At 23.6% G+C, this 22,653-nt stretch carries 16 protein-coding genes, 1 tRNA gene and 1 other RNA gene; 3 read left to right on the top strand and 15 right to left on the bottom strand.

What is annotated here, in order from left to right; translation table 4 throughout:
- Positions 1–21: 21 nt before the first annotated feature.
- Complete coding sequence (locus LQ356_RS01590) at positions 22–849, bottom strand: hypothetical protein (protein ID WP_405312105.1); 828 nt, start codon at positions 847–849, stop codon at positions 22–24.
- Positions 850–894: 45 nt separating this feature from the next.
- Between LQ356_RS01590 and rnpB the strand changes: the two genes are divergently transcribed.
- An RNA gene (gene rnpB, locus LQ356_RS01585) (RNase P RNA component class B) lies at positions 895–1,186 on the top strand.
- A 40-nt stretch (positions 1,187–1,226) separates the two neighbouring features.
- Here rnpB and lon read toward each other — a convergent pair.
- The 3 genes from lon to LQ356_RS01570 form a co-directional block, all read right to left on the bottom strand.
- Positions 1,227–3,758 (bottom strand): endopeptidase La, encoded by a 2,532-nt coding sequence (lon, locus tag LQ356_RS01580; RefSeq protein ID WP_405312104.1) that lies wholly within the window; start codon positions 3,756–3,758, stop codon positions 1,227–1,229.
- A 90-nt stretch (positions 3,759–3,848) separates the two neighbouring features.
- On the bottom strand, positions 3,849–5,702 hold the full coding sequence (locus LQ356_RS01575; RefSeq protein WP_405312102.1) for a M3 family oligoendopeptidase: 1,854 nt from the start codon (positions 5,700–5,702) through the stop codon (positions 3,849–3,851).
- A complete protein-coding gene (locus LQ356_RS01570; protein ID WP_405312100.1) occupies positions 5,683–6,213 on the bottom strand; it encodes an adenine phosphoribosyltransferase in 531 nt (176 codons plus the stop codon). The genes LQ356_RS01575 and LQ356_RS01570 overlap by 20 nt, the downstream gene beginning before the upstream one ends.
- A gap of 216 nt (positions 6,214–6,429) precedes the next feature.
- On the opposite strand from LQ356_RS01570, the gene LQ356_RS01565 reads away from it, so the two are divergent.
- Together LQ356_RS01565 and LQ356_RS01560 are read left to right on the top strand one after the other, a co-directional pair.
- Positions 6,430–7,404: an aspartate--ammonia ligase gene (locus LQ356_RS01565; protein ID WP_405312098.1), complete on the top strand. Its 975-nt coding sequence runs from the start codon at positions 6,430–6,432 to the stop codon at positions 7,402–7,404.
- 68 nt (positions 7,405–7,472) lie between these two features.
- Positions 7,473–7,556 (top strand) — tRNA-Leu (locus tag LQ356_RS01560).
- A 29-nt stretch (positions 7,557–7,585) separates the two neighbouring features.
- Here the strand turns inward: LQ356_RS01560 and LQ356_RS01555 are convergent.
- From LQ356_RS01555 to whiA, 11 genes are all read right to left on the bottom strand, one after another.
- A complete protein-coding gene (locus tag LQ356_RS01555) occupies positions 7,586–8,788 on the bottom strand; it encodes a DUF2179 domain-containing protein (RefSeq protein ID WP_405312097.1) in 1,203 nt (400 codons plus the stop codon).
- Positions 8,789–8,819: 31 nt separating this feature from the next.
- The gene (locus LQ356_RS01550; RefSeq protein ID WP_405312095.1) at positions 8,820–10,967 is read right to left on the bottom strand and encodes a helix-hairpin-helix domain-containing protein; all 2,148 of its coding nucleotides are present in this window, start codon (positions 10,965–10,967) and stop codon (positions 8,820–8,822) included.
- A gap of 41 nt (positions 10,968–11,008) precedes the next feature.
- On the bottom strand, positions 11,009–11,992 hold the full coding sequence (pip, locus tag LQ356_RS01545) for a prolyl aminopeptidase (protein ID WP_405312094.1): 984 nt from the start codon (positions 11,990–11,992) through the stop codon (positions 11,009–11,011).
- A 2-nt stretch (positions 11,993–11,994) separates the two neighbouring features.
- Entirely contained in the window at positions 11,995–13,050 is a 1,056-nt protein-coding gene (locus LQ356_RS01540; RefSeq protein ID WP_405312092.1) for an ABC transporter ATP-binding protein, read from the bottom strand.
- Positions 13,051–13,058: 8 nt separating this feature from the next.
- Entirely contained in the window at positions 13,059–14,771 is a 1,713-nt protein-coding gene (locus LQ356_RS01535; protein ID WP_405312091.1) for a hypothetical protein, read from the bottom strand.
- Positions 14,772–14,918: 147 nt separating this feature from the next.
- Positions 14,919–16,772: a DUF885 family protein gene (locus tag LQ356_RS01530; RefSeq protein WP_405312090.1), complete on the bottom strand. Its 1,854-nt coding sequence runs from the start codon at positions 16,770–16,772 to the stop codon at positions 14,919–14,921.
- A 74-nt stretch (positions 16,773–16,846) separates the two neighbouring features.
- A complete protein-coding gene (locus LQ356_RS01525) occupies positions 16,847–17,458 on the bottom strand; it encodes a coiled-coil domain-containing protein (RefSeq protein ID WP_405312088.1) in 612 nt (203 codons plus the stop codon).
- 131 nt (positions 17,459–17,589) lie between these two features.
- Positions 17,590–19,113, bottom strand: a complete 1,524-nt coding sequence (locus LQ356_RS01520; protein ID WP_405312086.1) for a hypothetical protein — start codon at positions 19,111–19,113, stop codon at positions 17,590–17,592.
- A complete protein-coding gene (locus tag LQ356_RS01515; protein WP_405312085.1) occupies positions 19,103–20,704 on the bottom strand; it encodes a Dam family site-specific DNA-(adenine-N6)-methyltransferase in 1,602 nt (533 codons plus the stop codon). Before LQ356_RS01515 ends, LQ356_RS01520 begins: the two co-directional genes overlap by 11 nt.
- Before the next feature lie 44 nt (positions 20,705–20,748).
- Positions 20,749–21,810 carry a S66 peptidase family protein gene (locus LQ356_RS01510; protein ID WP_405312083.1) on the bottom strand — a complete coding sequence of 354 codons (1,062 nt, stop codon included), beginning with the start codon at positions 21,808–21,810 and terminating at the stop codon, positions 20,749–20,751.
- Complete coding sequence (gene whiA / locus LQ356_RS01505; RefSeq protein ID WP_405312081.1) at positions 21,797–22,645, bottom strand: DNA-binding protein WhiA; 849 nt, start codon at positions 22,643–22,645, stop codon at positions 21,797–21,799. Before whiA ends, LQ356_RS01510 begins: the two co-directional genes overlap by 14 nt.
- Positions 22,646–22,653 lie beyond the last annotated feature (8 nt).

The raw sequence follows: 22,653 nt of genomic DNA, 5'->3' as shown, positions 1-22,653 counted from the left end.
ATTTTAAGTATGTGAAATCAACTAATTTATCTTAACTGAAGCTGATGATAAAAGTTTAAATCTATACATATTAAATGAAAAGAAAAAGTGATTATTAAATGATTCAATATTTTTAATTCTTTTTAGCATTACAAGTTCATATACGAAAATTGAAAAATTAACAACAATAATAATTGAAGAAATGATTAATAAAACTCTCGATATTGCTGAAATTGTATATGCATCCTCAGTTTCATTTAGAGGTAAAAAAATCATGATTACAATTAAAAAAGTAACAATAGATACTGGAATCAAAAAATTAAAAACTAATGCTCTATTAATACAATTTGATTTAAGTGACTTATAATTAACTTCTTGAAAACCATGTAATGCAAAATCTTTTTCAATTTCATTTGCTAAATTTTTATATTCAATAGATTGCGGTAAATATTCTAATATATTAGCAACAAAATCAATAAATTGATTACGACTCATCATTGATTTCATTGAATAAATCGATTCCATTCTCTTATCTTTAATTAGCATTAAAGAACTATTATTTCGCAATGAATTTACATATGCATAATATTGAAAATAATCACGTATATGCAAACGTTTAAATATATTTAAAAATATAAACGCAAATAGTAACAAAAATAAACCAATAATAATACCGATTAAAATAGCTAAAATTAAATCATTTCCAAATAAGTATTTATCAACATATTGATTTTTAAATATTGCTCCTAAATATGCAAAAAATAATAAAGTTACAACTGAAATACATAATACTAAAACTCAAAATCAAAGTGATTGAGTTTGAGATTTCTTTAATATTTGCAATTCTTTTTTCTTTTGTACATTGTTCATAATTTTAATATTATAACTAATTAAATATTTTTTTATATAATAAAAAGGCATGGCTAACTGCTATAGAAATATAGAGGAAAATCCGCTCTAACACTTTCTGAAATGAAAGTAGTGTTCATGCTAGATCTAATAAATCTAGGCAGCAATATGCTGACAACTAGTGCAACAGAGACGAGCTTATTAAGTTAAGATGCAACGATGTAAACTTCATGAGTTAGAAACCCAAATTTTGGTAGGGGAATTAGGTAAGAAGAATTAGTAATTCACGCTTAAAAACAAGATATTTGTTTAGATAAATAGTTAGCGCCAGTAATGGTACAGAAAGCGGTTTATAGTGCTAAAAAAAGAGGCTTTAACCTCTTTTTTTATTTTCCTAATTATTTAGCTTTATTTTTTGATTTAATATTTTTATCATTTTCAACACTATTATTATTTAAGAAAATTTGATTATAGATTTCATCATAATATTTAACAGGAACATATTCAACTTCTTTTTTAACTTCTTCTGGAACATCAATTAAATGACGTTGATTATCAAAAGGAATAAATATCTTTTTGATTCCAAATTGAGAAGCGGCTAATGATTTTTCCTTTAATCCACCAATTGGTAAAACTTTACCACGCAATGTTATTTCACCCGTCATACCTATATTGGCAGGAACAGGTTTGTGCGATAATGCCGAAATAATTGAAGTTGTAAATGTAACACCTGCAGAAGGTCCATCTTTTGGAACAGCTCCTTCAGGAACATGAATATGAATAGAATTGTTATCAAAATCAAAATCAATATCAAATTTTTTAGCATTATGTCTTACATAAGCTAGTGCTATTTGTGCCGATTCTTTCATTACATCTTTTAAAGAACCGGTTAATTTTAGTCCTTCTTTACCTGGAAATGTTGTAACTTCTATTGCTAAAGTAGAACCACCATAGCTTGTATATGCAAGTCCATTGACAACACCTATTTGAGCAATATTTTCATTTTCATCTTCACCAAATTTAATTGGTCCTAGAAATTCTTTAACAACCTCAATATTTACTTGAAATTCTTTTTTAATTTTGCCATCTAAAATCCTTACAACAATTTTTCTAGCAATACTATCTAATAATCTTTTTAATTCACGAACACCACTTTCACGTGTGTAATTTCTAATAATAAATTCAATGGTTTTATCATCGATTTTAAATTGAGATTTTTCAAGTTTATTTTGTTCATAAATTTTAGGCATTAAATAATTTTTTGCAATTTGGATTTTTTCAATTGTTGTATATGTTGAAAGTTCTAAAATTTCAACACGATCAATTAGAGGAGCAGGAATTGAATCGTAATAATTAGCTGTTGCTATAAATAAAACTTTAGATAAATCATATTCTAAATCCAAATAATGATCTTGGAAGTTAGCATTTTGTTCAGGATCTAAAACTTCAAGCATTGCAGAAACAGGATCGCCTCTAAAATCAGCTGACATCTTATCAATTTCATCTAATAAAATAACCGGATTAGATACTCCTGCTTTTTTGATCGCGTTAATTATTTTACCTGGCATTGCACCCACATATGTCCTACGATGGCCTCTAATTTCAGCTTCGTCTTTTACACCACCTAGTGAAACTTTAATAAATTTACGATTTAATGCTTCAGCAATTGATTTAGCTAATGTTGTTTTACCAACTCCTGGAGAGCCTATTAAAGTAAGAATAGGGATATTATTAACTGCTTCATTTGTTGAAGATCCAAGTTTATTAATAAATAATTTAGTATCAAAGAAACATTCTTTATCACCTTTTATTGGCAAATAAGTTTCTTCACTATTTTTATTTTTAGTATGTGTTAAAACAGAAATAAATTCAAGTATTCTTTCTTTAGGTTTTTCTAATCCATAATGATGTTTATCAAGAATTTTACGCACATTATTAATGTCAAGAATTTCTTTACTTATTTTTCTTCATGGAAGTTCTAATAATAAATCTATATATGTTTTAGATACATTAGCTTCCGGACTTGATGGCATCATTGATGCCATTCTTGCTTGTTCAGACTTTATAGCATCTAAAACATATTGCGGATATTTCTTTTGTTTTTCATTATCAGATTCAACATCTTTAATTTTTGCCTCACTATTATCATTTAACATTTTTCTTATTTGACGCATTTTTTCTCGAAGCATAAAATCACGTTGTTGTTCTTCTAAATCACCATGCATGGTGCTATTAATTGTGTTTTCTAAATCTACAAATCTTATTTTCTCAGAAATTTTATTTGCTAATTTTTCATATAAATCAAGTAATGAAATTGTATTAATTAAATCATATTTTTCTTTTAATTCAAAAGATACTCCAATGTGGTTTACTGTTGACCAAAAAATATTTTCTAAGTCCTTAACATTTGTTACTTGTTTTGACAATTCTAATTTTATTCATTCATATTGTTTATCAGTTATAGGTTTATAAGCATCTGGTGAATATTTATATTTTTTTATAGCAAAATCTATTAAGTCAAGAATTCTCTTTCTCATAATTAATAATTGGTCATATTGACTATCATTATTTTTTTCTTCTTCAATATCTTTAACATTAATATTAATTTTTTCATCCTCTTCTTCTTCTACAATGTTTATAATTTCATATCTTTGAGAAGAAGTTAAATCAATGTAAGAAACAGAATTCTTTATATTTATAGAGCTAATATCAACTAATACTCCATATTTATAAAGATTATCAATATCTAAAATTTCTTCAGTATCTTCTTTAAAAAACGCGATGAATAATTTATTTTTTAATGCTCCAGTAGCACTTTTAGCCTTGTCTATTGCTAATAATGATCTCTTTTTGCCAACTTTGATAAGGTCTGAGGCATTAGGAAATATAACTTGATTTTTAATAGCTATAAATGGTAATTGTTTTTTCATTTTTCTCCTTTATTAAATTTATATGTACCCACTTAAGTTACACAAAATTATTATAATTTTAGCACTTTATCAATTAGAGTGCTAATTTTTTTATTTTATTTTAAAAATTCTTTTGCCTAATTTAATATATTCATTAATTTTATTTTCAATAACATTAAATGCTTCGTCAAAAATTTTTTGATCATAAATATCAATACCACATGATTTTAATATATTTGCTGGATAATCTTTATCACCTGCGGATAAAAAATTATCAATATAATTTTCTAATTCATATTTTCCATTTTGTAAATATCTATTATAAAAAACGTTTGCAATTATATAGCCTATTGCATATTTATACACATAGAAATCATAATAAAAATGAGGAACAGATACAGAATATATATTTGCTTTATTTCCTATCTTATTAATTTTATTTGATAATAAATATTTATTAGAATTGTTAACATATACTTTTTCAATCTCAAAATAACTATTGAATGTATTATTTGAGTCAATTAAATTATATAAATCAAATTCAAAGTTAGCTCATTCACATTGTTTAATAACAGTTCCAATAAAATCATTAATACTTTCAGATAATATATAAAATTTTTCTTCATCATTTTTTGCACGCAAAAATAAATAATCAGTTAACAATAATTCATTAAATATAGATGCAATTTCCGCTAAAAATAAAGTATATTCGCTTCTAAAAATTGATTGATTTTTGTCCGAATAATATGAATGTAATGAATGACCTAATTCATGTATTAATGTTTTAATTGAATTAATGCTTCCATCATAATTCATCAAAATATATTTTTTATTTATTCCATAACTTGAACCGATAGAATATGCACCGGACATTTTATTAGGGCATTCAACATAGTCAATTCATCTGTCGTTAATTGCTTCAATAATCTTGTCATTATATTCATAAGGCATTATTGATGTTGCATCAATTACTATTTTTTGAATTTCCTCTATTTTATAATTATTTTTTACATTTACGAGTTCTAAATATGAATCTCATAATTCCATTTTTTTATTGAATTTCTTCTTGAAAAAAATACTTTTATATTTTAGAAAATTTTTAAAAATTTTATTTGTTTTGTTAGTAACTGAAGAGAAAAGATTAGTTAAAAAAGCAATTTCAATCTTATCACTGCTAATTAATGATTTTATTGATGATTCATATTTTCTTATTGAAGATTCTATTGATATTCTCTTTAAATGTTGATATAATAATTTTGTTAACGTTTCTCTTAAATTATAAAAACCATTTAAATATCCATAATATGTAGTTTTACGAATTTTCTCATCTTTATTTTTAAGCAACAAAACTCTTGAAGATTCAGTAATTTTATATTTTTTATTATCTTTAGATATAGCATAACCAAAATCAATTTCCGAGTTAGTTAATGTTGAAAATATATCTTCTAACGACGGGTCCCCGATGTATGTTTCATTTAAATACTTTTCAACATTATCATCAAGTTTATGATCAAAATTTTGAATTATAAATTCCAAGTCTTTTTTAACATCTTTTAATCTTGAATCATTTAATCATTTTTTAAGAAAATCTTTATTTTTATAAATTCTGTTTATTTCACTTCCAAGTTTTATTTGATACTCTTGTTCTTTTAATTCAAAATCATCATTTTGTTTTAGTACCTTTGAATCAACAATATTAATATTTATTAAATTGCTAAAATAATTAATTATTTTGTTTTTTAGAATTAACAAAGATTTATTTATATTTAAATATGAAATGTAATTTTCAATGGTTTCATATTTAGAATCCTTAATTAAAATTAATTCATCAAATAAAGAAAAATATTCATTGATTAATTGATCAATCGTTTTTCCATTTAATATATCATCTAAATCTCATTTATATTGGTTTGGTATTTCTTGATAGTTATTATATTTTTTAAGTTTAAATATTTGATTTTTCATTATTGTTTTCAATGTTAATTAAGCTTTTAACATCACAATTTAATCTATTTCTAGCATTAAATTCTTTTAATTCCATCAAAACAATAACTCTCAAAACTTCAACTTTTTCAGCCTTCAATAATTTTATTATAGCATCCAAAGTCCCCCCTGTGGCTAATACATCATCAATGATTACTGCTTTTTGCCCAGGTTTTGTTATACCTTTTTGTATTTCAAGAATGCTTTTACCATATTCTAATCCATAACTATAACTTCTAACTTCACCAGGCAATTTGCCTTGTTTTCTAACCATTATAAATGGTTTTTTAAGAGTGGCAGCAACCGGAGTACCAAACAAAAATCCACGAGCATCAGGTCCAACAATTATGTCTGCATCCTTTGCATATTTAGCCATTGTATTGATTGTATAATTTAAAGCTTCCCCATTAGAAAGTAATAGGGAAATATCTTTAAATTCAACGCCTTTTTTAGGAAAATCTTTAACAGTTCTAATATATTTACTTAAATCCATAACTTTAAAATTATATTATATTTAAATATTTTAAGAAATAGACGCATATAAAAAGATAAAATTTTCATGAAAATCAGATTTATAAATATATAAAATATTTTTATTTTTTGTCTTATAATAAATCTTTTTTTAAAATATTTTCTATTATAAATGATTAATAACCAATATAAATATAAATTTCCTTCACTTCTATGACTTATAATATATCAATATATCATGAAATTAAACATAAAAGAAACTCAATATGCAATAGAAAAATTAAAAAATATTTTTTCAAAATCATTGGCACAAAAACTCAATTTGGTTAGGGTTAGTGCTCCACTTTTTTTATTACATAACAGTGGTCTAAATGATACTTTAAATGGTGATCAACCAGTATCATTCAAAGTTAAAAATATAAACGATTCTATAGAAATAGTTCATTCTTTAGCAAAATGAAAAAGATATGCATTAAACAAATACAAATTCAATATCTATGAAGGTATATATACAGATATGAATGCAATTCGAAAAAAAGAATTAATTGATAATAATCATTCATTTTATGTAGACCAATGAGATTGAGAATTAATAATAAATAAAGATAATAGGAATATAAATTATCTTAAGAAGATAGTAAATAAAATATATTCTTCACTATTAATAACTGAAAAAGAAATAAACAAAATATATCCTGTATTAAGTAAAAAATTAAAAAATAAAGTTTATTTTATTGATTCACTTGAATTATATAAGTTATATCCGAACTTCACTTCAGAAGAACGTGAATATGAAATAGTAAAAAAATGAGGATCTGTTTTTATAATGAAAATTGGAAATAAATTGCCAAATAATAAACCACATTCAAATAGGGCTAAAGACTATGATGATTGAGACCTAAATGGTGACTTAATCATCTATGATGAAATTAATGATAATGCCTTAGAATTAAGTAGTATGGGTATTAGAGTTAACAAAGAATCATTAATTAGACAATATGATAATTTACCGCAAAATGAAATAGCTAATATAAGCGATTATCATCGTTCTATAATAAATAATTCATTACCATTAACAATAGGTGGTGGAATTGGTCAAAGTCGTATAGCAATGTTTTTGCTTGAAAAAAATCATATCGGCGAAGTTCAAGTAAGTGTTTGAGATGAGCAAAATCAGAAAATAGCAAAAGATAAAAAAATATCTTTATTGTAAATTTAAAATAAAGATTAATTGCACAATTAATGTTATGAAATATTTTTTTATGATAATATTTTTTATATGCTCCAGTGGCGAAATGGTATACGCAGTTGACTCAAAATCAACCGATGAAAGTCATGCTGGTTCAAGTCCAGTCTGGAGCACCATATATAATTATTAAGTACCGAAAGCAAATTTACTTTGCTTTTTTATTTATATCGTTTTCTTCTATTTTTTGGCTAACATAAATATATCCATCAGCTTTTTTAATGTCTGTAATGGTAAAAAATGCATTTGTATCTATTTTCCTAACAAACAATAATAAACTAGCAGCATCAAAATACATACAGGTAGTATTAATAACATTTTTTTCTTTTAGTGTATATCCACCAATAATTTTAGTAATACTTGTAGCATAAGTGTTGTTTTCATTATTTTTTAACAATTCATTTATTTCAAATGCTTTAGAAGAATATATTTGTACATGGACTAAATTATATTTAGGAAATAATAAATTAACAACAAAACCATTCAATAAAATCATAACTATTCCAGATATCAAATTTGGATTAAAAAATGTTGATATTGACCATGCAACTACATCGTTTGCTATTTTTGGATTATTATTCAATGTTAGTCCAATTGGAATAAATGTACCTGCAGTATTTGCTATTAATAAACTTATTAAATGTATTATCATAAAAATAGAACCGACACTCTTAAAATATTTTCTAGAATATCACATTCCTAAAATATCAAACCCTCCAGAAGAAGAACTTAATATAAAAAGCGCTGATGCAATAAATGCTTGAATTATAGCTCATGCTATTCCGTATAAAAATAGGGATAATTGCTTTATAGCATCTTTTTCACGATTTCAAAACACTATTTGAACTTTATAATCAACTATTTTTTGTGGAGTATTTCTTATTAGGTTACCAAATATAAATAATTTTTCAATATTAGGTATGAAACCAATTGCAATTCCAAATATAGTAGATGCAATCATGAAAATTGTTGTTAATTTAAAAAATCTTTTTCCTACTTTAAAATATGCCAAAATTAATAATGGTATATTTAAAACTAAAGTAATTGCTCAAAATAAAATATTATATGCAATATATGCTTTTTGTTTTGCATTTTCGCCTTTATTTAAATAACTTATTAAAAAAGTTCCTAATCTAGCAAATCCTTGACTTATCCCTTCAATACCCATTCCGTACAATCCAGTATTTTGAATCAAGATAACACCAAAAAATGAAAAAAACAAAGCTAAAACAATAGTAAGCAAAACTTGAATTTTAAAATTGCTAACTCTATGTAAAATTGAAAAATGCAAAAACGACTGCGATAATTTTATTTTTTTAGTTTGATAACGAATCTTATTATCATCATTCATAATTAAAAATTATAAATAATTAAATGATTAATTATCAAATTATTTCACCTTGGATTCTATCTCTATCTTTTTCAACATCAATTATTTTTATATTTAAATTATCCCCAACACACACTAATTCGGAAGGATGTTTTATAAAATGTGTTTCATTCTTCTTCATCTTTGATATATGAATCAAAACGCTTTGTTTTATACCAATATAAACAAATATACCAAAATCAGTTATATTTAATACTTGCCCTTGAACTATTGAACCTAAATTAATATCATCAATAGTTTTAATATTTTCATTTAAAACAAAACCTTTTTTATTATCTCTAATATCTTTCCCTGGATTTAATAATGAATCTATTATTATTTTTAGTTCATAGTCATTAATATTAATTTCCTTTTGAATTTTTTTAGCATCAATATTTTCTAAAATATGCTTATCTATATGGAATAAATCAATATTTAAATATGTTACCAATTCATCTGCTTTTTTATAGCTTTCTGGATGAATATTAGTTTTATCATAGAAAATATTTGAATTAAATAATCTTAAAAAACCTATGCATTGTTCATATGTTTTTTCATTAATTCCTGAAACATTTTTTAATTGTTCTCTATTTGTAAATTGACCATTATTTTTTCTATACTCAACAATATTCATGGCTAATCTTTGATTTAGGCCAGAAATATGCGATAGTATAGATTTTGTTGCAGTGTTTAAATCAACTCCAACAATATTAACTGCTTTGTCAATTTTAAAATATAGTTCTTTCATAAGATCTTTTTGATTTACATCATGTTGATATTGTCCTATTCCAATCGACTTAGGATCAATTTTAATTAACTCATTTAAAGGATCTTGAAATTTTCTACCTATATTAATTGCACTTCGTTCTTCAACATTCAAATTTGGAAATTCCTCTTTAGCAATTTCTGAAGCAGAATATACCGAAGCTCCTATTTCACTTACAATTAAATATTCAATTTTTGACTTTAATTGTTTATTTTTATCAATCAATAAATTCTTTACAAATTCTTCAGTTTCTCTACTAGCAGTTCCATTGCCAATCAAAATTAAATTAATTTTATATTTATCAATCAAATCATTTACTATTTTTTGAGATTCTTTTATTTGATTTTTAGGAGGGTTTGGATAAATAATATTTTTAGCTAAAAAGTCACCATTTTCATTTAAAATAGCAATTTTACATCCATTAACATATGCTGGGTCTATTGATAAAATTCTTTTATTTTTTATTGCCGGAGCAAGCAACATTTGTTCTAAATTAGATGCAAATAATTTAATAGCCTCGCTTGATGCTTTATCAAACAAATCATTTTTTATTTCACGTATTATTGATGGGTAAATTAAACGTTTTAATGAGTCATCTAATGAATCATTAATAATAGATGCAGTTCTTTTATTAACAAAATACTTGTTTCTTAAAAAATATAAAATTGGTTTGTCATTAAAAGTTAAATCATATGAAATTATTTTTTTAGATTCTCCTCTATTTATAGCTAATATTCTATGATTAGGAATATATTTGATTTTCTCTTTATAATCATAATACCTTAAGAAAACTTGTTTGTCATCAATTGCATTTTTCCTAATTTTAGTTTCTATGATACCAAAATTGTATATGTTGTTTTTTATATATTCGCGTGTATCAATATCTTGTGAAATAATTTGCGCAATTATATATTTTGTCTGTAGAATTATTTCATCAATACTTTTTAATTTTGAAGATAAATATTTTTTTGCTTCTTTATATACATCAAAATTGACATCATCATTTGTCATTATTTCTTTTGCAAATGGTTCTAAACCTAATGAAATCGCCTCAGATGCTTTAGTTTTCTTCCCGATTTTAAAAGGTTCATAAATATTCTCAACTTCTTGTTTAGTTGAAGAGTTATTGATTTTTTCCTTAAGCTCTTCACTTAATAATCCTTTTTCCTCTAATACATTTAAAATGAATTCTTTACGTTTTAAAAGTTCAACATCATATATATAATAATCATTTATTTTTGCTATTATTTCTTCATCTAATCCGCCTGTTATATTTTTCCTATATCTAGATATAAAAGGTATAGTTGCACCACTATTCAAAAGATGTAAAGTTGATTCAACTTGCTCTGGTTTAATATTTAATTTATTTGAAACATTTTTTATTGATATATTCATAATTACCTATTCCAAAATATTCCTTTATTTAAGAAATTATTCTAATTTTTATTAATTTGTTTTTTTAAATATTTTTTAAATTTTTCTGTGGCAATAACTAATTCATTTGATATTGGTTTATCTTTAGTTGAATGACCTGCAGCGTTAATAATTTTAAGTTCACAATTATTCAATTTGTTTGATAATAAAAATGCTCCTACTGGTCTACAATCCATATCATATCTACCATGAACTATTATTGTTTTAATATCTTTTATAAAATCAATATTATTCAAAATATAATTATCATCATTCAAAAACAATCTATTGATGAAATAATGATTTTCTAATCTAGCTAATTCTAAATTTGATTTTTTATCACTACTTAAAATTTTGTCAATATTTTTTATTGGATTAAGTGTTATTAGCCCAAGTTCCCACTTAGCTCATTGATATGCTGCCTTATAAGCAATATCTAAATTAGAATGATTTAAATATTTATTATATGCTTTAATTAAATCAGATTGTTCATTTTCAGGAATAAAGTTTTTATATTCTTCATACGCTTCTGGATAATAATAAGAAGATCCTTCTTGATATAAATAATAATTGTCTTCTTTTCGGCCTAAAAAGATTCCTCTTAAAATTAAACCTAAAACATTTTTGGGATAATTAATACTATATATCAACGATAATGTTGATCCTCAAGAACCTCCAAATAAAATTCAAGACTTTATTTTAAGGTGTTCTCTTATTTTTTCCATATCATCAACTAAGTCAAAAGTAGTATTTTCTCTAATTTCAGCGCTTGGAATACTTTTGCCACATCCTCGTTGATCAAATACAATAATTCTATAAAATCTAGGATCAAAATATCTTCTACTTTGCTCAGAACTTGAACTTCCGGGACCGCCATGAACAAATAAAATTGGTATTCCTTTTCTATTTCCGGATTCTTCATAATAAATAGTATGAATATTGCTTACTTTTAGCATTCCTTTATTAAAGGGGTTTATATTTTTAAATAATTTACTTCTATATTTCATTTTTATTCCATTTCCGATGCATTAAAATAGATTTCATTTAAAGAAGTTTTATTTTCTTTAAAATTTAATATGTCTATATTATTATCATAAGCTAATTTAAATAATTTTGTTTTTTGTTCAATGTTTTCAATTTTAATCAATAAAGATTTTGCCATTAGCATGCATTTAAACTTTGCTTCTTTACAAACTTGCTCTAATTTAATATTATTATTTGAAGATATTGAATATTGATATTCATTATTTCTTAATTTGTCTTGCAATCTTCCAAAATCTTTAACATGTCCATTTTCTAAAATTGTGAATGAATCAATATATTTTTCTAATTCAGTCAAGATATGAGATGACATAAATATAGTTTTTCCTTGCTTATGCAAATCATTAACTGCATCAAAAAATTCTAATCTTGCTGAAGGATCTAAATTTGCTGCTGGTTCATCCATAATTAAAATTTCAGGATCATTAATAAGTGCTTGAATTAATAGTATTTTTTTCTTTTGACCTGAAGATAATTTATCGGCTGATTTATTAAACATCGAACTATTAAATCCATATCTAGTTAATAACCCATCAATTTTATTTTTTGCCTCTATATTAGATAATTTTGATAATTTTGCAAAATAATAAAGATATTCATATATAGTTAAATTTTTAGGAAAGACACTTATTTCAGGTATATATCCTATTTTATTTTTTGCATGCTTATTTTTTGAATCAACTCCATTTATAAAAATTTTCCCATATCCATTTTGATAATAATTTAATATCAAGCGAATTGTTGTTGTTTTACCAGCGCCATTATTTCCTATGAATCCATGGAATTCACCCTTCTTAACTTCAAATGATATATCGTCAAGAACTTTAAATGGAGTACCAATAATATTTTTAAATATCTTTGTAACATGTTGAATAGATATAGCAACATCATCGTTTGGTATAACTATTTTTTCTTCTGCTTTCTTTGCTTCAATTTTGTATTTTTTTCCTATATTTAAATTGTTTTTTAAATTTTTAAATATTGAAAAAATATTTCTCTTTTTGTGTTCTTTTTTATTTTCCATTGCAAATCCTAATTATTTTTCTTAACATAAATTATTCCACCAATTGAAATTAAAACCAATGAAAATGATATTAGAGTTACTAATGATATATATCACTTAATTGCAGGCTTAACGCCAAATTCAACAACGTTATTGCTATCCCATTGCACTAATTTTAAACCTGATAAAGAATTAATTGATTGCATCTTTTTATTCAAATCTTCAATGTCAACATTTTTTAGGGTTGAATTAGCTTTTTCTTTAATTAATTTTATAAGTAAGTAGATAATGCTTGTTTGTTTTACTAAATTATATTTAAGTAAAAAATTAGTAAATATTGGATTTTCCTTTAAATCATTTAATTCTTTTTGAGTTAACTTTTTCAAGTTTTCCGCTGAATATTGTGGCTCTGAAAATTCAACATGATCAACTACATAATTTCTAACAATTTCAAATAACTTTTCATTTTTTAATAATTCATTAAAAATATAAAATAATGTTCCAGAATTAATAGCAGGAAGAAGATTATTAAATATTCCTTCTTCTTTTTCATATAATTTATCTAATTTGGTTAATAAATTATTATATATATCTAAGAATCCTTTTTCTCTTTTTTTGTAAATAGCTAAATCATTATTAGTTGATAATATTTGCGATAAATCATTAATTATTGAATCTGTTGATTTTTTCTTTGATGCTAAATTTGATATAAACAAAGGGTTGTATGTAAGACCATAATAATGTGTAGTTATTTTTCCGTTTATTTCATTTTCTACTTTAAATATAAATTTATTTTGTTTGACATCATTTTTAAATTTTGATTCATTATATTCATATTTATTTGCATACATAAATTCTTGGGTTAATCCATCAACTCTATTTACTGTAAAAAACAAAGAAGAAAAATGGGCAGAAATATCAGCTCAATAAATTTTGCTATATAAATTTTGATTTGCTTCAAAAATTGAATCTGAAAATGTTTTTTTCCCAAATTTATTTTCAATTAAATAATTGAATTTATTATTCTTAAATGGATTAGCAATATCTTTACTATATTGCTTTTTTTCATTTTGATTTAATTTTGATTTAACCAACATTGCATGTTTAGACGCAGCAACAGGAGTTAAAATATTTGTTTTTGTTCTGGCGGGAGAAGAAATAAAGAAAAATATCATTAAAAATATTGTGGGAATCCACCCGGCAACAAATTGATATGATTTAGATTGTATAAAATTATGTCCAATTGCACCTATACCCATTGATAAAAAAGCAACTAATACACTAGCAGCAAAAAATACTAATCAAGATAAAACTTTAGTTTTAATTGTTATTGAAGGTAGACAAAATGTTCCAAATAGATAGCCTAAGCTAGTAATAAATATTTGTGAAATAATAACTATAATTCCCGCAAAAATAGTCGCAGTATAAATTTCAAGTCTTGTTATAGGTTTAGACTGAATTACATAATATATCCCTTCTTCTTTGTATTTATAAAACAAAGTTTGTATAGCAAAAGCGGATGTCATAAATGCAGATGCTGCACCAAAAATAACCATAAAAGAGCGAAACATAGCAGATGCTTCATCTGATTTAATTAATTGCTTAGATGGATCGGCAACTGACAATGAAATATATAAAGCTAATGCAATTGCAATGTTTAATAAAGATAACACTATTGCAGCAACATATGATGAAATTTGTCTATAAAAAATCTTTAATTGCATTTTTAAAAATGTATGCATTTTTTTCTCCTTGTTAATATATTTAATTATATTTAATTAAAACAATTTATATGTATTTTTTAAGAGAAATTAAATAATGAAAAATAGCCCAAAAATTGAGCTATTTTTATTGTTTATTTCTTAAATTTTTGTTTAAATAAAGATTAATTATAAATTATATGCTTTTTCAACAGCTTGTTTTAATGCTTCTAGAGGTAATCCACCATTTCTTAATAAAATATCAAAGAATTTCTTAATTTCTCCGTGTTCTCCATATTCAGCATTTGTAGCATTAATAAATTGTTCTCTTGTCAATCCTAATTTTTGGTGTACTCTCTTGTATAAGTCTAACATAACTTCTTTACCTGAGTTATATGAAACTGCTTGTCCTGGATTATTAAAGTAACGTTTTGATTCAGATGTTATATCACCAATTCCTAGAGCTGAATTTTTCTTCATATATTCTCTAACTTGACTAATTGAAGCACCTTTAGGTAAATCAACAGCGGCATTATTTATTTCACTACCATGATAAATTGAATCAACAGCCAAACGCATATTACGTAATTGAGCTTCATTTAATGCACCGTAGTATTGAAGCATATTAGCTAATTTTAATGCTTTTTGAGCATGTTTTTTTTCATCAGAATCACTAGTTTTATCTCAATATACTCCGCCATGTAATTCTTTAATTTTCGTTATTTGATCTTGAGTTAAATTATTTGCATCTTTTACAAAACTTGTAATACCTTTAGCAGTTGAGAAATCTTTAGGCATTGCATAATAATCAGTTGATTCATAATTTGGTTTTCCATAGAATCCATTTTCAATTCCAAATCATTCCATAAATAATGCTCAACCTTCAACATATGAAGTATAGTCAAATGCATTTCCTAAACTTAAATCACCTATTTTAGCTAAATGATGATCAGCATACATAATTTGATTGTGGTGACCCATCATACTTTCGTGGTTTGCAAATGAAGTTACTGATCATTTTGGTAATGAGTAATATGGATCAGCATTAAACATAAATTTCTTAACGCTTGAATCATATGCTCCAACACCTTCTGAATCTCTATCCACATAATTATATGTTTGTATATCATAATCTGGAACATTTTTTCCAAAGAATGATGCTCCATATTTTTGTGTTGAATCTTTAAATTGTTTATATGCTTTAAATGCTTCTAAAGCACCATAATAAAATTGATCTTCAGTTATAGATGCATATTTTTTAGTACTTCCTTTTAAGAAATCATATCCAAATTTTGTAAGTTCTTTTCTAGCAAATTCAAGATTTGGATCTGAATTTAATTTATTCTTTAATTCGTTTGTATAATATGAGTTTTTTTCACGACCAAAGAAGAAATCTTCAGAGTTTAATCATTTATTAAATGCATCCAAATTAATGTTTCCACTATTATTTCTAATAGTTTCGGTTATTGATGTCTTTTCTTTAGGACCATTTCCATCTTCATCATATTCAAACGTTGCTTCTCATTTTCCTGATTCTCCAGCAATTAATTTAGCAACTTCTGATGCAATTTTTTTCATATTATCTGCAGCAGATTTAGTTGAATCAATACCTTTTTTGTATACTTGTTCAGGTGTTAATGATGATGTTGTATTCATTTTTGATAATTGATCATATATTTTTTTGCCGGCTTTACCATCTTTACCTTTAATATATCCAATACCAGCTTCTTTTTGGTCAAGATCTTTTTGAGTTAAACCTAATCCATATATTTTTTCACCATTAGCAAGTTCAATAGTATTTTCTTTTTCATCATGTTTATTGGCTTTATAAACTTTTAATTGTGATAAGTTTTCACCTTCACCATAGTCAGAAGCATTATAATATGTAGTAGCATAGAATTTGTAAAATTCATTTATTGCATCAATATTTTCTTGTTTTTCACCATCTTTAACTTTTCTACTGTTTATTATTTCTTCGACTGTAGCTTCTGTTTTACCGCTATTATAAAATTCTTTCAATTCATCAGCATAAAATGATTGCAAGAATGCTTTAATATTATTTTTAATAAATACTTTAGATGGAACTATTTTTTGTTCAATAGCTTCTTTTAAAGTGTCTAATCATAATTTAGCTTTTTGCCTTGATTTTTTCTTAAAACAATGTTTCTATAGAACGAGTTAGCGACATAAGTGCTGCTAGGTCCTCAATGAAAATTAGATAATAAATAACGTAATCCACTTTCATGATTACCTTTTTCAATTTCTCAATCATATTTAATTCCATTAAGTCATGATAACCCATCAGAATTTAATTTAGATTTATCAATTGCATCGATTTTTTTAATATATTTATCTAATAATTCAATAATTTTTTCAGATTCTTCTTTAGTTGGGTAAACTAAATTATCTAATTTGTTTTCTTTTCTTTCTTGATCTAATTCATCTCTTAATTTAAGAATTTGTGCAGCTTCTTTACGGCCTGGAAAAAGAGAATTTAATTTATTTTCTAATTCTTTAATTTGTTTAGTTAAATTTTCTTTTTCTTTAGTTAAAGATTCTGAATTTTGTGTAAGTTTTGATAATTTATCTTTTAAATCTTTAAGTTGAGCTTGAAGTTCTTTAATTTCTTTATCTTTTTTAGCTTTTGTATCTTCACAAGATACTATTAAAGGGGTTGCAAAAATAGGCAAAACACCTGAAATAGCAAGCAATTTTGTAATTTTTTTCATTAAGTTTGATACCTTTCAAATTATTTTGTATTTGTCTTTCTTTTTTATTAAAAAAACATATACATAATAATTATATTTTTTTAGAAAAAAATAGTATTAAATTTTTAATAATTTAATGATACTTTTGCTCATTATAATCTAGTTAATTTAGTGAAATTTATTATTTTTAATAATTCATTAACATCATCATTAAAATATTTTGCTATTCCTGTAAAAATTCACTCAAAAGACAATCTCATTCAATCATTTGAATTAATATCTTTTTCATCAAAATAACTAACCATGTAAAAATGCTTCTTGAATTTTGCTAATTCAATATTATTATTAATGAAACTATAAAAATGTCTTGCTGTTGGTTCTAATTCATTTTTAGTTAATGCATTTTGATTATTATGAATTGTTGTTTCAACAATATAAACCTCTTTTGTATCATAATTTTCATATTGAAAATCTGCTTGTTTACCAGGTGCTGTGTATATAGGATACAATTTTTTATTCAATACAGTTTTACAATATTTTTTAAAATCATTTGCTTTGATCTTCAATTTATAACCCATGTATAAATTAACAAAATATTCAGCAATTGCTGAATTTGGAATTTCATTTAAATTTAAATCAGTTCTTTTAAATTCAAATTTTTGCTCATTTATACTATTTAAATATTTGCATATATTTTCATATGTATATGGAAATTCTAGAATAGAGTTTGTTTTTTCTAAAACATATTTATCATTATTTTGATCATAGTTTAATATTTCATAATTAATAACTAAATCTTTCTTATTGTCTATAAAAGAGAATTCACACATCCATCTTGAAAACAAATCAAAATATTCTTTTTCAAGTAAATTTTTAAGTTTTATTTCTTGAAATTTATCAAGAAATTCATCTCTTGTCATATTTCTTAATTTTTTAATTATCAATTCACTTTTTAAATTATTTCTATTATACTTTTTTCTAATTTCAATGAATTTGCTAATATAATCATCATTATCTATCCAAAAATTATTTTCAAAATCATTCATATTTATCGATTGTTGTTCATTATTGTTGTATTTATTGAATATATTCTCATATGTAGTTTTAAATTTAGGTGGTTTACGAAAATTTGAACACAATTCATTTTTTAAATTAATTTCTTTTTTTTCATTTTTAATTATTTCATTAATAATTCATTCATCGCCTTTTAAATATAGATTTTCATAATTTTCATTTTCTTCTCAAACCAAAAATGCATAATATAATCTTTTATAGTTTATATTATTATTTCCTTGGTTCTTCATTTTTCAAATAAAATCAACCATTTTGAAAAATGGTTTGTAATTATTTGCTATATTTTTGAATAGATATGATTCAATTTCTTCATTTTCTTCTCTATCATTAATAATATTATTTTCTTTATCAACAATTCCTCATTTTTTCAAATTTTGAATAATCATAAGAAATCTATTAATATTATCTTTATCAGAATAGTTATATATCTCTTCATTTTTTGTCCATTCAATAAATGCTTCATTACATTTTTCTTTATCAAAAGAATTTTGATTAGAATTTCTATATTCACTAAATCACATTAAAATTTTAAAATATGTAATTGTTTGAACTTTTGCTCTAATTTCTGTTCCACCTATTTTATTAAATTCTTTATATTTCATAATTAATTATTAATACCTCAACATCTTTATCTAAATTTTTTCTTTGGTAATTTGAATTTTTATAATCCTTTGACAAATATTTGATTTTATATTTTTGGGATCATTTTATGAGCGCAATGTTTTTCTTACCATTTGCTTCGAAAACATTTGAAAGTGCTCACTTTATACCGCACTTATTTAATGAATCTAACAAATTAAATAACTCTAAATCATTTTCATTAGTTCAATAAATATTATATGTAGCATTTGTTATGCTATATGGTGGATCGAAATAGAAAAAATCATCTTTATTTATTTCTTTTTTATCCAATAATTTACTTATAAAATTGAAATCCTTGTTTTGAAAAAGGATTTTATTTTTCTTTATTTTATTTGAAAAATCAATAAACACATTCCGTCTATTTTTATTAAATCCTTGTTTCCCAGAAGGAACGTTAAACTCATTTTTAGAATTAAATCTAATTTGTGAATTAAAACCAAAAATAACTAATATTAATAAAATAATATTAGCTTCATAAGTATTCTTGTTATTTATTTGATTATATGTTGATTTTAGTTCATTATATGATGAAATATTTATTCTTTTTTTATGAGAATCTTTGTCAAAATCAAGATTATATTTTTTAGTTGTTTTATCAATATCTTCTATGATTTTATTAGCATCATTTTGATAAAGTAATTCTACTAGTGAAATTACATTTTTATCAATATCATTAGCAATATATTCATTAGCGTTTACATTAGCTAATAGAGTGCCCCCCCCCGAGAAGACATCATAAAATTTATTAATGTTATTTGGAAAATAATTTATTAATTGAGGAACAAGTTTATATTTATCCCCTAAATAATATAATGGGGATCTAATTACTTTATTAGACATTTTTATCTTATTCTTGCATATTTTAAGTATTCTTTCTTTGGCTTTTTCAAAATAACTTTTATCAATTTCACATCCAACAAAGTTTCTATTTAGATTTAAAGCGGCAATAGCAGTGCTACCAGATCCCATAAATGGGTCAAATATTAAATCATCTTTATTAGTATGAATTTTTATTAGATTTTCTAATAAGGCTATGGGTTTTTGTGTTGGATGAATTTTATCAAATGACTTTGGAACTATTGAATATTTAAATTCGGGTCTTAAATAAGATGTATTATTTGTCTTATTAAATGTTCATTTTTTTCCTTTTTTAATTGCTCAAATGGCAAATTCAAAATCAGTTAAATATCGTCTATTAATATTTCTTGGCATTGGGTTATTCTTTATTCATCTTATTAAATCCTTTACTTCAAAATTTAATTTATCTAATTCCGAAGCAATTAATCCCATGTTTTTTCAATCATTAAAAATAATTATTGAACCTCCGTTTTTTAACAATGGTTCAACATTTCTTATTCAACCAATTTGATCAAAATTATAATCTCACTTGCCAAAATCTATACCATTTCTATTTATAGTTTTGAAATTATTTTTTCTGGAAATATTATATGGAGGATCAGTAATTATTGCATCAAAAATAGGTGTATTATTCTCGATTTTTAATTGTCTAATATAAATATTACAATCGATATTTTTAATTTCAAATTTCATAATATGATGATGATAACAAAATTTAAACAAATCAAAACATTATTTTAAAATAATCCATTCTTCAGTGTTATTTCTTTTTTATTAAAATCTATAACCATTTTTCTTCCATAGGGAAGAATTAAGTGGGGTAAGGCATGACCAAAATTTAGATTATAAATAATTGGTAAATTATATTCATTAGTTACTTTGATTAGTATTTCTTTATATTCTTCATAATAAATTTCATCTATCGGTTTTCCGACAATTATTCCTTTAATGACATTAAAAACTTTCTTTTCTTTAAGTGCTTCAAGCATTTTTAAATACAAATCAGGAGATGATTTTGTTTCAGCTGTTTCAATAAATAAAATTTTATTTTTTCATTCTTTTAATTTAGGAAAAATATCATATTTTTCAAATATTTCTTTTGCATCATTAGTTATTGGATTAATAATTGAATATAAACTTTCCAAACAACCTCCTAATAATTTGCCACATATTTTGCTTCCTTTTTTTCTTAATATTTCAAATCCATGAGTTTCCTTATGAAAAATCCTTGGAACATTAATTTGTTTTTCAGAATAATCTTTTCTATCTTCATATCAATATTCACTTGAATTAATTTTTACATTTTTTCTTTTAAAAAATAGTTTTAATATATTTTCCTTTGTAAAAGGCAAAATATTACCTTCATGTTCAGCAAAATCAACTAAAAAATTAACTCCATAATAAGTTTTAATGCCTATTTTATAAAAAAATAAATGATTAATTGTTGAATCTGAATATCCTATAAAAATTTTAGGATGATTTTTTACATACTTAATAAATTTTTTATCACTAAATAAATAAGGCAAAATCTTATAAGTATCAAAGCCTCCAATTGCTGATAAGATCATTTTTACAGTTTTATCATAAAATGCATTTTTTAAGTCTTTTACCCTAAGGTCTGGATGTTTTTTGATAAAGTCAATTCCTTTTAATGCATTATCAGTAAAAGTTGGAACTAAACCAATATTTTTAATATTTTTTATCCCAATTTTTCTTTGCTTATTAATTGATTTTTCGCCAAGTAAACCTGATGATAAACTAATAATGGCAACTTTATCCCCTTTTTTAAGATTTTTCACTATTATACCTATTCTTTAAAACAAAATCGTTTAATTTTTTCAAATATCTGTTCAAAGACGATTTTGATATATGTATTTTTTTCTCTTTCATTTTAAAAACCAAATCAGATAAACTTAAATCCAAATTTTGTTCTTTTAATTCATAAAAAATAAGTTCATTTTTATTAAATAAATCTTCATGATTATGCTTTTTAATGTAACTAAAATTATCTAAGAACAAACTATTTGTATAAGCAATTTTTTCTTGATTATAATAGTCAAAATTAGTTAATCTATTTATGTTATTAGTAAAATCACGAGATATTTTTGTTTCTTCAAAGTTTAAATAAGCTTGATATACTTCAATAGCTTTTAAAAAATCACATATATTTTCAATTTTTTTTGCATAAATAACATATGTATATTTTCTTTTTAATAATTTAAAGTTTAAATTATAAGTATTTAAAATGTTCATGCTTTCTATAGCTATATTTTCATTAAAAAATTTAAGTTCCAAATGATAACTAACACTATTTATATTATTAATTGAACCAGACTTTAAAAATATACCTGAAAAATATTCTTTTTGTTTTTTAATAGTCAAACAATCAAGTGAACTTAAAGATACTTTAAATTTATTTTTATTAATTAATTCAAATTCAACATCATTTCGTTTAAGTAAATCATTAATATATAAAAATACTTCATAATTATTAATTATTAAATATGCATAATTATTTTCATGTAACGAAGAAGCTAATATACCACATATTAAAGCTTTTTCTTCGCTTTTTTTATACTTACGTTTAATTATTTCTTGTTTAATTAATAAACTAAATGATTGACTCTTTTTCATAGCTATTG

Origin of the sequence: Metamycoplasma faucium (assembly GCF_045160055.1) — a bacterium.
In the GTDB taxonomy this organism is placed as follows: Bacteria; Bacillota_I; Bacilli_A; order Mycoplasmatales; family Metamycoplasmataceae; genus Metamycoplasma; species Metamycoplasma faucium.
This window is presented reverse-complemented; position numbering and strand designations above follow the sequence as displayed.